General features: G+C 39.4%; 8 protein-coding genes and 1 other RNA gene. All 9 read right to left on the reverse strand.

Annotated elements, in window-relative coordinates:
* The coding region (locus AB1422_03380) for a hypothetical protein (protein ID MEW6618387.1) at positions 1–1,390 on the reverse strand (1,390 nt) is incomplete at its 3' end.
* 170 nt (positions 1,391–1,560) lie between these two features.
* Complete coding sequence (locus AB1422_03385; protein MEW6618388.1) at positions 1,561–3,432, reverse strand: cytochrome D1 domain-containing protein; 1,872 nt, start codon at positions 3,430–3,432, stop codon at positions 1,561–1,563.
* Between the two features lie 709 nt (positions 3,433–4,141).
* Positions 4,142–4,522, reverse strand: coding sequence for a hypothetical protein (locus AB1422_03390; protein MEW6618389.1), 381 nt, complete (start codon positions 4,520–4,522; stop codon positions 4,142–4,144).
* A gap of 38 nt (positions 4,523–4,560) precedes the next feature.
* Positions 4,561–5,511 carry a FlgD immunoglobulin-like domain containing protein gene (locus tag AB1422_03395; protein ID MEW6618390.1) on the reverse strand — a complete coding sequence of 317 codons (951 nt, stop codon included), beginning with the start codon at positions 5,509–5,511 and terminating at the stop codon, positions 4,561–4,563.
* Between the two features lie 453 nt (positions 5,512–5,964).
* Entirely contained in the window at positions 5,965–6,414 is a 450-nt protein-coding gene (locus AB1422_03400; protein MEW6618391.1) for a hypothetical protein, read from the reverse strand.
* Between the two features lie 71 nt (positions 6,415–6,485).
* On the reverse strand, positions 6,486–6,641 hold the full coding sequence (locus AB1422_03405; GenBank protein ID MEW6618392.1) for a hypothetical protein: 156 nt from the start codon (positions 6,639–6,641) through the stop codon (positions 6,486–6,488).
* Between the two features lie 432 nt (positions 6,642–7,073).
* Positions 7,074–9,020 (reverse strand): hypothetical protein, encoded by a 1,947-nt coding sequence (locus AB1422_03410; GenBank protein MEW6618393.1) that lies wholly within the window; start codon positions 9,018–9,020, stop codon positions 7,074–7,076.
* A gap of 317 nt (positions 9,021–9,337) precedes the next feature.
* An RNA gene (gene rnpB / locus AB1422_03415) (RNase P RNA component class A) lies at positions 9,338–9,907 on the reverse strand.
* Positions 9,908–10,211: 304 nt separating this feature from the next.
* On the reverse strand, positions 10,212–14,672 hold the full coding sequence (locus AB1422_03420) for a cohesin domain-containing protein (GenBank protein ID MEW6618394.1): 4,461 nt from the start codon (positions 14,670–14,672) through the stop codon (positions 10,212–10,214).
* Positions 14,673–14,674 lie beyond the last annotated feature (2 nt).

A 14,674-nucleotide genomic window follows, 5' to 3' on the forward strand; every position in this document is an offset into this window, starting at 1 on the left:
AATATAATGCCCCATCACTACATGTCGCCGCATCTCGCTGCGTTAATCCACTCCCTAATATCAATGTCGTCGTCCCTATCCGCAAGACGATATCCTGGCCTAACTCATCCTTTGCCCTGACCTTAAACCCATACTTTATACCCACTAATGTCTTCTCTACCTGACTTAATGACCCATAGGTAAAGGTCGTCCCAGTAGCTATATACCCGGTCACCGTTACTGTCCCTTTATCTTCACCTGTCCCCGCAAAATATAATGCCCCAGCACTACATGTCGCATTGTCTATCTGCGTTAACCCACTCCCTAACATCAATGTCGTCGTCCCTATCCGCAAGACGATATCCTGCCCTAACTCATCCTTTGCCCTGACCTTAAACCCATACTTTATACCCACTAATGTCTTCTCTACCTGACTTAATGACCCATAGGTAAAGGTCGTCCCAGTAGCTATATACCCGGTCACCGTTACTGTCCCTTTATCTTCACCTGTCCCCGCAAAATATAATGCCCCAGCACTACATGTCGCATTGTCTATCTGCGTTAACCCACTCCCTAACATCAATGTCGTCGTCCCTGGCCGTAAATTCATCACCTGACCTAACTCATCCACACCATTTACCTTAAATCCATACTTTATCCCTTTTAAACTTATTAGTGTTTGTGTTGACGAATCATAGAAAAAAGTAGTTGCAGTCGCTACATATCCATGTATTGTTAATGTCCCTTGACCCGTTCCTGTTGCGGCTAAATATAAATAGCCTGAACTATAGGTTGCCCTTACCTGTCCTAAACCATCGCCTAAAATTAAAGTAGTTGTCCCCTCTCTCAGATACTTCCAACAGTTTAACTCATCCCATGCCTCTATTTTAAATCCAAACCAAAGAGAAATAGTGCCATAGTTTGGATGTGCCAGGGAGTATGTTCCAGGAGGAAGAGTAGGTGTTCCTACAATATTTGTTGTCCAACTACCGACATAACCTGCGGCAGTAGCAGTAGCGTTCTCCCATGCATCACCATCATCAGCCCCGGCTATAGTCATTGTCCCTTTCGATACAGTAATTGTCCCATCCGGGACCCCATCTGCATCATTAAAACCTCCATCAACCGCTACTGTCCCTACATCTCCTACTGTTTTAAGTGTAACCGTCCCACCAATAACTGGTGTCCCAAACTGGTCAACTAATTTTATGACCACATCACCATTAGCCGCTTGTGCTACCCCATTAAAACAAAAAACTACTGTCCCTATGACAAATAGAGACAGTAGTCCTTTGATAATTTTTTGGTCTATAAAAGCTGTAATTTTGGACACACCTTGAGTATTATCCAATTTCTTGAACCTCGTTATAAATAAATTATGCTGGTTTGGTCTACTACTTTCTGTATCCATCAGTACCTTTCTCTTTTTTTATTTAGGACGCAGATTTTCGCAGATTATCAGGATATAATAAAATCTTTATCTTAAAATATATTAAAATCCTGAAAATCTGCGTTATTTATCTTGCCTCCCCAAAAAAATTCGTGTCTATTCGTAGTTCTATCCGTGTGTATTCGTGGTTCTTATTTTACTTGCACTACAAAGCTTACAGTCGCCTCACTTACCGCTGGTAATGGTGTTGTGCGTGTCCATTTCACCATGGTCGCTGTTGTACTGAATGTCGATGTCCAGCTACCACCTACATAATACTCAATTATCGTATCTGTCCCTGTGGCTGGCTGGTCTAATGTTGTATTCGCCGGAATATAATCGATTATCATTATGTCTGTTGCGGGTGAACCAGAGTTGTTACGGTAAGTGAGTGTGTAGGTAATTGTTCCACCTGGTCTAACCAGTGATTTATCCCGTGACTTGGTAATCGTAATCACCGCTGGAATACCGGAACTGCAGATGGTTACTACTTCATCTGTGCGAGTATCCGGATATCCCCAGTTATCGTCTGCACCTGAACCATTTTGGTCTTTGGCAGTGAGTGTCGTTGTAGATTGCTGACCTGTAGTCGCTGTTGCAGGAATCTGCACTCCTAAGAAGAAGTAGTTGAATTCATTTGGCCCTAAACTCAGTTGTGTAATCGTAGTTGTTTCGGTGGCTTGATGCACTCCATCTTGATTATCGTCCTTGATGATTATTGATCTCCACGAATTACTCGGTGTGAGAGTAATCGTATCTGTCCCGTTACCCATATTGCGAATCCAGTAGGTGTAATACACTGTGGTATTGTAAGTCCCTGATTTATCTGCTGGCTGTGGTAGATGGGATAGTCCATAGACCTGCTCTACGGTTGTGGTCACTTGATTACAGGTAATCGTTCCATGCCCATCCGTCGAGGTATAGACAAGTATCACATCACCTGGAGCATCTGCCTCATCTAAAGTAGCTGTGTCCGAGCCATTGATGATTTGTGTATTAGCTAATGTTAGAGTATAGAGTGGTGTAATCGCTACTCCCCAAGGATAAGAACCAACTGGAATAGAAGCCCCTACTACTTGATTTGTACTCGTATCTATCACTGAAACACTAGCTAAAATAGCGTTAGTCACATAGGCATATCTTCCATCCGGTGTTATCGCTATCCCATAAGAACGAGAACCAACTGGAATGGGAGTTCCTACTACTTGATTTGTACCCGTATCTATCACTGAAACATTATGTGAGTCCCTGTTAGTCACATAGGTATATCTTCCATCCGGTGTTATCGCTATCCCATGAGGATAAGAACCAACTGGAATGGTCCCTACTACTTGATTTGTACTCGTATCTATCACTGAAACATTATGTGAGTCCCTGTTAGTCACATAGGCATATCTTCCATCCGGTGTTATCGCTACTCCCCAAGGGCCAGAACCAACTGAAATAGTCCCTACTACTTGATTTGTACTCGTATCTATCACTGAAACATTAGCGGAACCCCCGTTAGTCACATAGGCATATCTTCCATCAGGTGTTATCGCTATCCCAGTAGGATAAGAACCAACTGGAATGGGAGCCCCTACTACTTGATTTGTACTCGTATCTATCACTGAGACATTAGCGGAAACCTCGTTAGTCACATAGGCATATCTTCCATCCGGTGTTATCGCTACTCCCAAAGGACTAGAACCAACTGGAATGGTCCCTACTACTTGATTTGTACTCGTATCTATCACTGAAACATTATGTGAGCTCCTGTTAGTCACATAGGCATATCTTCCATCCGGTGTTATCGCTACTCCATCAGGATTAGTACCGACTGGAATGGGAGCCCCTACTACTTGATTTGTACTCGTATCTATCACTGAGACCTTATGTGAGCCATGGTTAGTCACATAGACATACGGATATGCGTTTACTTCGCCTGGCAGCACAGTATATCCTGCCCAAATCACCCCAGCCATCACCACACTAATTATCATTTTGCCCTTATCACTTATCATTTTACATTTTACATTTTGCATTTTATTTTTTAACTCCTTTCGCTTTTGAGAACACTTTCGGATAAATTTAACCCTCTTTTTATAGTTATCCTTACCCACATCTTTTAGAAACCACGAAGGGCACGAAGAATTATAACATAAATAATAGGAGACAGATTTTTGCATTAAGCTCCAGAGGAGCTCTAACTGTTTGTAGAATTGAAGGACAAAAAATGTTTTTTAGCTCCGTAGGAGCGCCCTGATTATTTAATCTATTCAAACGAATATTTTACCTGTGCGGGTAGATTTTTACAAACAGGACGCCTCTACGAGGCTGAATTTTGTTACATTTCCTTTATTCTACTACAAACAGAATGCCTCTACAAGGCTAATCTCTTTATTTAATTTCGTGAAGTCCTATATTTCTAATATTCTTCGTGAACTTCATGCTTTCTTCGTGCTCTTCGTGGTTTATCTTTACTTACTTCCCTTCTTTTACCCAACTTGTGGGTAAGGATAAGCTTTTTATCAGGGATGACCACTGGTCATTTTTCTCTTCACCCTCATCCGTGGTTATGGGTATTTTCTTCTCACACCCACCACCTAAAACTCAACACCTTATCCCTACTGGCTGCCTACTTTAACTTTTTATCCGAGACACTTCTCTATCTTGGTTGAAATCAAAATAACTATATTCACCTGTAACATTATGTAGGTTATTAACCACAGTTTATAAGAGATTTAAAACCCTTCACTTTATCTTCAATCGCAAAGTAACACTACCTACACCCCCTCCCTCTACTGGATTGTTTAGTAACCATTTGACTTTAGTTACTGGTAAAATAGGTAATGTATCAAAATCATCATTGTTATCATGACAATAATAGACGGTAGTATTCATATTTCCTGCTTCCTGGAAAATAGTATTTGCAGGAACTACATCAATGATAGCAATTTCATTTAAACTTACGCTGGTAAGATTTTGATAGGTAATTTTATAGGTGACAATATCACTTGGGTTAGCAGATATTTTATCAACTTCCTTAGTTAAAATTACCTCTTGTCCCAAAACAGAAATTGGCAAGATAATCAAGATGATAAAAATATTTATGAAGATTAACCTTAAATTCATTCTCCTGTCTCCTTACACTCTAAAAATAAATTTCATTGTTATCTTATAATTCCAATTTTACCTTTAACTTTGTAACCTTCTTCGGTAGTAATCAGATAGATATAAATTCCACTTGCTACCTTTTCACTATCTTCATTTTTCCCATCCCATGTAGGTCTACCGCTATCTACAGGTGTCACTTCAATCGTTTTTACCAATTCTCCAGCAACAGTAAATATTCTAATGGTAGCATAGTCTGTTACATCGACAAATGTCATCCTATTATGTATTGCCGGTTTAAATGGATTAGGATAAACATAGACTTTGGATAAATCCTTACCAAAAGGAATTCCTCTTATGACATAGAGAGAAAAATGCCGCACATCTGCAGAAAGAGTATTGGCTAAAATATCAATCACTCCTCCTGGCACCTCTACCCACTTATTATCCTGCAAGACATACATTTTTAAAGAACTTTCCCCTATTGTTGTTCCATCTACTATGCCATCCTGATTGACATCAGGATAAGGAATAGTAATAGTAAGTTGTTTCTTAAAATCTTGTGTAATTGTTCCCTCTTCCTCATAGGCTAAAAAGACTCGCACTGTAGAATCTATTTTCTTATAAGTATGGTCGCCATCATCCGCCAGTTCAATCTTTAATCCCTTAATTTGTTCCTCAAATAACTGAGGGGTATTAATTGGATCTATGATAGAGATATAGGTAGTAGTGACAAAGGCATCTCCCGGAACCTCTATCTTCGTCTTTTTATCCTCCCCTACGATTACCTGAGGAGTAAAAGTAGCGACAACTGGTGTTAAAATTAGTGTCTCTACCATATTAGAGCAAACAAAGCGATTTACCCCATCCTTATAAAAGATAATTACATCTCCCGGCAAATCAACTTCACCAAAATTACCCTCATCTCCTCCATTACGAATGATCTCTGAAAAGGATAGGTGAGGTAAAAAAACCATAAGTATCAGGCAGATAATCAATTGGTAATTCATTCGCTTAACTTCCTTAAATTCACTTTGCAAATTCTATTAGTCTGTCCTAACTCATCACCTCCTGTTACCTTAAACCCATACTTTAGCCCTTTTAATTCCATCAGAACCTGACTTAACAATTCATAATCAAATGATAATTTTTTGCTCTATAAAAGATGTAATTTTGGACACACCTTGAGTATTATCCAATTTCTTGAACCTCGTTATAAATAAATTATGCTGGTTTGGTCTACTACTTTCTGTATCCATCAATACCTTCTCTTTTTTTATTTAGGACGCAGATTTTCGCAGATTATCAGGATATAATAAAATCTTTATCTTAAAATATATTAAAATCCTGAAAATCTGCGTTTATCGGCGTCCTCAAAAAGCAAAAATATTTACATAACTCCTGCATATCTTAAGCTTTCAGCCAATCTTGGTTCTCTTAAAGCGAATTCTTTAAGTGCTCGACTAATCTTCTCTTCTTTCTCCTCCTAATTCATTAATTTTTTTCACCGCAGGCGAGATTGCCGTTCTTCTATCCCAAATGATAAAACCTACCAATGTAAAAATTCCGGCTAACATAACATATAAAAGACTTCTCACATCATCTATCCGTTTATTTACATCATCTATCCGCTTATTTACATATCCGAATTCTTTTTGCATTTCTTCCCTGAGGGCTTGAACTTCTTCTTTAACTATCTTCCGTATTTCTTCTATGTCCTGTTTAGTCAAATCTGCATATACACCACTACTGGAAAAAATTACTATCCCCATGACAAATAAAGTCAATAGTCTTCTGATAATTTTTGACTCTATAAAAGATATAATTTTGGACACACCTTGAGTATTATCCAATTTCTTGAACCTCGTTAATAATTTATTACACTGATGTTCTTGAGATTTACTACCTTCCATAATACCTTAATTTTATTTTTTTATCACCACAGATTTCACACATTATCACAAGATTAAAATCAGGTGGTGTCTTAATCTAGCATAAAGGTTGAAATAGTGTAAGAAAAGGAGATATGGGGATTATGGAGATAAAGAGATAAATTCATTCTAAAATTTTGCAAATTACAATGAATAATCTCCATATCTCCCTTTATCTCCTTATCCCCTTTTTTACACCAAATCTGCATAGATTTCACTATTAGCGTTATTTTCAGACACCACCTTTTTTGTAACCGGATTAAACAGATTTAGCACAAAAAAAATCCACTTAATCCGCTTACAATTAAAAAAAAAAGTGATAGCACAATTTGAGCCTATCACTCTCTTATTAAAACCTTCTCTATGATTAAAGAAAATACCCTGGGTATAATTAATCCTATAAAAAATATAAGTCCCAAAAATACTATTGAATTTTTGAATTTAAAAGATAATGTTTTTGTTTGGAAGAATTGTGCCCTTTTCATTAAATTTTAATCCTTTACCTGAAAATCGGGGTTCGGGGTTCGGATTTCGAAAATATATCTCCTTTCCACCCAAATCTCTAATCCCGAGAATTCCTAATCCCGTGCCTTTTCATTCACCTATGTGTCAATTTGTCGGCATAACCGTTTCCTCTGTCTTTAGTCTTTTTCCCCTTTTTGTTCACCTTCCTCAGAACCTTGTACCGGTTTTACTTCTTCCTTTTTCTCTTCTATAACCATAAAACTAATAGTCTGAACACTCCATGTATGGAAGCCAATTACCCTTACTCTTACTTCTCCTGGGTCTTTAGTATTTACGGTAAAATTAGTCAAAAATCTGCCATTTTCATCAGCGGTTGCTTTGGCTATTTCAGTACTTTTTCCAAAATCTACTCGAACTGATTCATTTGCCCCATAGCCATTTCCTTCTATCTGGACTACGGTTCCATAGGATCCTGATGTAGGAGAAATCAATACTTTTTCTTTTATGCTCAAGGTATCACTTTTTTGTGCATTAGAATTCTTGCCTGTAACTGTATATGTCTTTTTACCACCAGATTGTGGTTCAATCTTAAACGAAATACTGAAATTCCCCTCTGAATCTGTGTTACCACTTGCCACATCTTTTGTCTTATCCACATCAATTTGCACTAATTCATTAACATCAAATCCATCACCCTGTATTTCTACCACATCCCCAACTGATGGAGAGGCATTTGGTGATATAAGTTTTATTTTTGGTTGAACAAGGAAATCTTCTTTTAAAACTTCACCATCACTCAAACTTACCACCTTAACAATAGCTTTACCTCCGGGATGAGTTGGGATTTTGAAACCCGCATCAAAATTACCCTGACGAACATCACTCGTGATTATGGCAATTGTCATCACCTTGCCAAAGTCAATTTTAATCGGTTCATTACCAGGAAAACCTTCACCATGAATATAAATATTAGTCTCAACTTCTCCACTGGTTGGATTTATTTGTATGGTTGGTAATGTCGTAAATGCATCGGTAAAACTTATCTGGCGGCTATTAATTCCTACGACAGCTAACCGTCTTGTAACCTTACCTGGCTGAGGACTAACTCTTATCTGAGCCTCAACCATACCATCACAATTAGATTCAGTTCTTCCTGCGGCTAAAGTCCGACCTAAATCAATCCGGATTGATTCTGAAGAACCAAATCCTGTAGCGACTACCGTGATAAGACTTCCCACAATTCCTCTGGTAGGTGTAACTAACTCAATATTAGGCGTAATCACAAATCCCTTTTCATCCTTCTCACCGGTTAAAAGTCCATTGACAATAATATCTTTCCTGCCCTGACATTGGGTATTAACCGTAAATATAAGAGAAAACTTACCATTGCTGGTAGATGTAGTGCGGATAATACTTTCCGTCTTACCAAAATCAACTCGAATTGGCTCGTTGTTTCCATAACCTGCCCCTTCCACCGTAAGCAATGTGCCCACACAACCATTAGTTGGATTGACCGATTGGATTCCGCCTTGCAGAACATATTGAGTGGTATTGCTTTCTTTTGAAACCATACCCGTAACAACAATTTTCTTTGTCCCTGCTGGTTGTTCATCAGATGTAAAAGCGAGACTAAATCCTCCCTGGCCATCGGCTAAAATAGACTTCATCTCCTTATTTTCTCCAAAACTTATACAAATTTCCTCTCCTGAACCATAGCCATCTCCCTCAATCGCAATAAATTCACCTACCTTACCACAAACAGGTGTCATTAAACTAATTCTACTCTTTACGGCTATTGTGCCTCTATCTAAGGCATAAGAAGTGAATCCAACAACGACAAATTTATTCTCTCCGGCAGGATGCCTACCGAGTTGAAATGATGTTGAAAAACTACCTTCGCCATTACATTGTGTTTGAACCGCACCAAATTGTCCAGCCAAATCAATTCTCACCGTCTCTGAAGGCGTGTATCCTTCACCTTCTACAGAGATAATTGTGCCCACAGTCCCTGAGGTAGGATTAATTAAAGTTATCTTTCCTGCCTCTGCAGTAGTGCCCACTCCAATAACTATTCCCAGACATAAATAAACTAATCTCACTATTCTTTTTTTATTTATACACATATCCTAACCCTCCCTTGATAATTAAAATTTTTTGCTTTTTTGTTTAAAATTGTGATATTTCTTTGACAGTAAAAAAATAAAGAAGGATACTTTAATAGTTACCCTCCTTTACCTTAATAATACCCAGTTTTGTTTGATTCATCCACATGATGTAGAGCATCAGAAATCAGTTGGGACTTCCTTTGCCCTGGCTCATCTCAAAAGAAGTTTCGCCTTAATGTAAGGCTTTTCATTATGGTGAGTTTTAGAAATATCTGTTGTATTTTATCATAATAGTATTAAATCTGTCAAGCAAAAAATTTATTTTTTTTTAAAAAAAATATAGCAGGTCATAAGCCGAATTCTGTAACTATATGATACACATATAGTTTGGTAATCATTTCTCTACGAAAAAAATTTATCTTTTTTTCTCCTGGCGACCTACCCGAAAAAAAGGTGGTATTTTTACCACTTTTAAGTGATAAATACCAAACTGTTAGCAGGCGACTAACAAGGCTAAAAAAATCCTCTTTTTTCCCTATTTGGTCTTGCACCAGGTGGGGTTTACCAGGCTAAGGAAGTCACCTTCCTTACTGGTGTGCTCTTACCACACCTTTTCACCCTTACCTGTACTCATTTTTAAAGAGCCATCGGCGGTATATTTTCTGTGGCACTTTCCGTAGGTTTTTACAACCCCCTGGGGATTACCCAGCACCCTGCCTTCTGGTGTTCGGACTTTCCTCTTCTGTTTATTGGTAATTGGTTAAATGGTAACTGGTTAAATAATTACGAGTTACCACTTACCAATTTTTAGATGCTGGATTCTAAGACATAAAACTCACCATATTTTTAGTTACTCAATACCTCGAATCCAGCATCTTTTTAGAAGCGATCACCTGACCTACCTCTTTATATTATACCATAAATTTACTCAAAAGTCAATGGGGAGACAGAAGGCAGAGGGCAGAAGACAGAAGGCAGAGGGCAGAGGGCAGAAGGCAGAGAGCAGAGGGCAGAACAGAAACGGGGAAACGGAGAATAGGAGAAAAAGAAAAAATCCGAATGGTCCGAATGGGTCCAAATAGTCCGAATAGTCCGAACTCAGAATGTTCCGAAAAAAAGAAACGGAGAATAGGAGAAAGAAGAATCAAAAAATATTCTCCCTTTCCCCCCTTCTCCGTTTCCCCGTTTCTCCCCTATCTGACCTCTGTCCTATTTAATTACACCAATCTTACCCTTCTTGACCGGGCTGACTTTGTCATTAAGAAGGAATATGTAGATACCTGAGGCAACTTCATTTTTATCTTTATTCTTCAAATCCCAGGTAATCTCATTCTGATTTTTCACCTCTCCTTCATAGACTAATTCACCGGCAATATTGAATATCTTCAAATTAACGGTTCGGTTATTTGGAATGTTAGTAAAGTGAACTGTATCGCCTTTATGTGCAGGATTGGGATAGGCAATCACTGACTCTAAATTCTCATATAGCCTCGGCACTGTAATAGTTACCTCATCATCTACAACATCAGGGAGTATAATCTCAGGCTTCTGCTCCTCATTTATCCACTGTTCAACAAATATTGTCTTGCGATTGTCGTCTTCATCATAGTCAAATTCAATCGTAGAATATCCACCACCTTTGATTACCTTAAATGGAATAGTTGCCAGTAGCCCGCTGTCCTGCTCGGTTTCAGGACTCCATAACAAGAGGGTATAATCAATCAACCCTTGTGTATTATCCACATTGTATATCACTACCTTATCTGCTTGTTGAGAGAACTCGCCTGGGATAACGCCAATAACCTGTAATATCTCAGAATTAAATCCTAAGTGCATCTCACCTCCAAAGTAATTTTTCGCATCATTTATGAACACCTTAAGCTTGATAATATCGCCGAGTCTGAGGTCGTTTATATCTACATCATCCACCGCTTCAATCTCAAATGATAGAGTAATCCTTTCCGCGGTCATCCTTTTTTCCTTCATTGCCGCCATAGCAGGACTTCTCATTCTCCCCGCCTGGGTTCTACCATAGTTATAGTAATAGACCGGAAAATCCTTCACATTAACATAAGTATCGTGGTCAAAATCGCCTTCTCTATAGATTGTCCACCAGTCAGGGTCTCCTTGTGCCTCATATTTACCACAGGCATTAACAAAGTAAGGCCAATCTAAAGAATTCACCAAACCATCATTAGTTATATCTCCACTTAATAATGTTTTTGTGCCAATGTCCGTAGTATCATTAATTTGTGTTGGGCTAATGCAGGTACCAGTCACCGTTAATGGTGAAGCACCATAGGTATCAAAATATAAGGTATATGTGCCAACATTGATGTTATTAAGGATAAAGTAACCTTGAGGATTAGTCGTAGTGCTCGTGCCCAGTTCGGTAATTGTTATAGTAACTCCTTGTGTCCCAAGGAGGGTTGAAGTGCCCTGGTCAAGCAGACAAAAGCCTGCAATATTCCCAAATCGACGCAAGGAATGGGCAGTAAATTGACACGGCGAACCGGTTAGTCCGGTTGATGTAGCATTAACCGTATATGTTCCTGGTGGTTCTGTGCCTAAGGTAAGCCAGCCTTCAGCCCTCCCGGCAGAAGTAGTTAAAGTCTGGGTCGGTAAGATTGAGTAACCTGATGCACCAGATGGAACAGAAGTAATCATCCAGCCTACTTGCACATCCGGACAGGGATTACTATAGGTATCGATTACCTTAACCACGAATGGATTGGGTAAGGTTGTGGTGCAGGTTCCAATCTGATTATCACCAGAAACTTTGACCAGTTGTGTAGGCGTGCCAGGGGTAATAATTACCAAGGTAGTGGCAATGGCACCAAGGTATGTGGCGGTAATAGTATGTGTGCCAATGAAGTATGGAAAGAAACTATTAAGGGTAAATGAGCCTCCACCAGAAACCGTGAATGTCGTTGACCCGGTTACAGTTATAGTTGCCTCTGCACATACGGCATAACAATTATACACTGTTGGCACCCCAGCACGCACAACCGCATTCTGTGGTTCCACATAAAGAGAACCAATGATATAATAATTCCCACTCTCTTTCCGACAGGGTATCTCGTGAACATCTACATCTATCAGTATGGTATTGCGGTTATGCAAGGTATCCGAATCAAACACTACCGATGAACTCCCACTTGCCTTTGCACGGAACTTCACGGTGCAAAGTGTTCCTGAACCTGTAACAGAATCTGTTGCTATCCCAACAGCATAATCTATCGTTCCCGTCCCATTCTCAAATTTCTTTATCATCACCAGAGGATTAGGGATAAATGTTCCCGTCCCCATCTCTACTACCTCAAGGATAGCAGGATTAAAACTAAGATATGTCCCTGCAGTAATCAAGCGATTAACATTTACTACCTCGATATTGACGGTAAATTCCTGGTTTAAGGCAACATTCTGAGATGCCGGGATAATCCTTAAGATGGTTCTTGAGAAAATGTTAAATCTTGCCATTACCCAAATCGCCAGTCTATCGTCAAACGCAATTATAGTTGTTGTTCCCAGTGGCTGAGTATTTACCGTAAAGACACATTGGAAAACACCCATAGCATTACTCGTTCCTATAGCAATTGTCCGTGTGGTGCCAAAGGCAATTCGGATACAACTACTTGCCCCAAAACCATTACCCATTACCGTAACCTTAGAACCTATAGTGCCAGAAGTAGGGGTGACAAAGATTATATTTGGTAGGATAGTGAATCTCTCAGAAACTCTCTCTTGAGTTATCAGCCCTATAACACTAATGGTGGTATTTCCGAAAGGTTGGGTATTGACAATAAAGGTAGTGTTAAAATTACCATTCCCAGTTGTGGAGGCAGTTGTAAGCGAGACTACGCTTCCAAAACTTATCATTATCATTTCTGTTGCCCCAAATCCATTTCCTATGACGGTGACACTTGAACCTACAGTGCCTGCAATCGGACTTATAATAATACTTCCCCTGATAAAGAACAAGCTCATGGATTGTAGTCCTGATGTTAATCCATAACAGCCAATACTGGTAGTGCCGTGAGGTTGGATATCTACAGTAAAGAGTGCACTAAAAGTGCCCGAGGAATTAGAAAAAACAGTACAAATACTACGGGTCCGCCCAAAATCAATTCTAACTAATTCTAACGCCCCGTAGCCATTTCCCCAAATAGTTACCCTCGTTCCAACTGAACCAATGTACGGTGAAATACAGATAATACTTGACACAATACGAAATGTCCCAAATGCGCTCCCACCAGTAGAAAGTCCAGAAGCACGGATGGTAGTCGTGCCATAAGGCTGAGTATCTACAGTAAATGTAGTAGCAAAGGTCCCTTGAAGAGTAGCAGGGATGGATGTAATCATCAGTGTAGTCCCAAAGTCGATACGGACATCTTCATTTCCCCCAAATCCATTACCCCATACAGTAACTATACTTCCTACTGTGCCTGTTGTAGGCATGACCATAGTAATCTTTGGAAGGATATTGAAGGAAGTTGATGCACTTATGCCTGAGGTTAATCCGGTAGCCATAACTGTAGTAGTTCCATAAGGTTGGGTATCTGAAGTAAAGGTGCAAGAGAATGTTCCTCCCGAAGAAGAAGTAATAGTTGTAATTGTTATTTTATTTCCAAAATCAATTCTAATTAATTCTGTGGGGCCAAAATCTGTGCCTGTCAGTGTCACTATGCTTCCTACAGCACCAGAAGAAGGATTGATTATTATTTGAGATATACCTGTAATAATTCCAACATTACCATCTTCCCCGTTTAGCCTACCAAAACCTTTAACACCCTTCTCTACAGTTAATATTGCTTCTTGCCCTTTTAAAACAGAGGAGGCACATATCTTTATCCGTCCACCTCCACCTCCACCTCCACCTGATGCGGGATCCCACGCATTACCTCCTTTTCCACCATTAGCAGTAAGTACTCCGTTTATTGTCACCATTCCAGTGAGGCTTTTGATAAGGATGCCACCTCCACTTCCACCTCCCCCTCCCCCACTCCGTTGTGAACTTCCTCCATTCTCTCCTTTTCCATCCTCTCCATTCTGTCCATCCATTTTGATAGCTCCTTCTATAGTTATATTATTTTGAGCAATTAGGATAAGAGCTCCACCTCCATCTCCACCATTTCCACCTGAATCCCAAATATTAGCAGAGCCACCACCACCACCACCACCAGAACCTATCAACACCTCATTTTTTAAATCGTAACTATCTCCACCAATTCCATTTCCATGTGAAAAATTTCCACCATTTCCTCCTTTCCCACCATAACCTGCTCCTGCTCCTCCTCCTGCTGATCCATTTCCCATTCCGCCACCAGTCCCTTCACCATCTGCTCCTCTTCCATTTTGAGGCGGTCCTCCTATCCCTCCATAATACCCACTCCCGCTTCCAGTTATTGTTCCATGAATCTCAATAGTATTAGCTATAACTGAGACACTTCCATAATTATTTCCATCATAATCTTTAATATGAACTGTTACCCCTGATAGTACGGTAAATATATTAACATTAGTATGCACACCTGCAATTTCAGTATTTGCATTAATGATCCAATCTGCTCCTCCATGATCTCCTCCCTCAATATTATTCCACGCAAATCCTTTTCCAATTCCTCCAATTATTCCTATAACAACCAAACCTAAAAAAATTATCTTTTTCATTT

The sequence above is a fragment of the bacterium genome (assembly GCA_040757115.1).
Taxonomy (GTDB): Bacteria; UBA9089; CG2-30-40-21; order CG2-30-40-21; family SBAY01; genus JBFLXS01.

What these genes read in the sequence shown, in the direction of transcription:
- AB1422_03390 (MEW6618389.1), bottom strand. Translation starts at nt 4,522, where the DNA reads ATGAATTTAAGGTTAATCTTCATAAATATTTTTATCATCTTGATTATC.
- AB1422_03405 (MEW6618392.1), bottom strand. Translation starts at nt 6,641, where the DNA reads ATGCAGATTTGGTGTAAAAAAGGGGATAAGGAGATAAAGGGAGATATG.
- AB1422_03400 (MEW6618391.1), bottom strand. Translation starts at nt 6,414, where the DNA reads ATGGAAGGTAGTAAATCTCAAGAACATCAGTGTAATAAATTATTAACG.
- AB1422_03385 (MEW6618388.1), bottom strand. Translation starts at nt 3,432, where the DNA reads ATGCAAAATGTAAAATGTAAAATGATAAGTGATAAGGGCAAAATGATA.
- AB1422_03420 (MEW6618394.1), bottom strand. Translation starts at nt 14,672, where the DNA reads ATGAAAAAGATAATTTTTTTAGGTTTGGTTGTTATAGGAATAATTGGA.
- AB1422_03395 (MEW6618390.1), bottom strand. Translation starts at nt 5,511, where the DNA reads ATGAATTACCAATTGATTATCTGCCTGATACTTATGGTTTTTTTACCT.
- AB1422_03410 (MEW6618393.1), bottom strand. Translation starts at nt 9,020, where the DNA reads ATGTGTATAAATAAAAAAAGAATAGTGAGATTAGTTTATTTATGTCTG.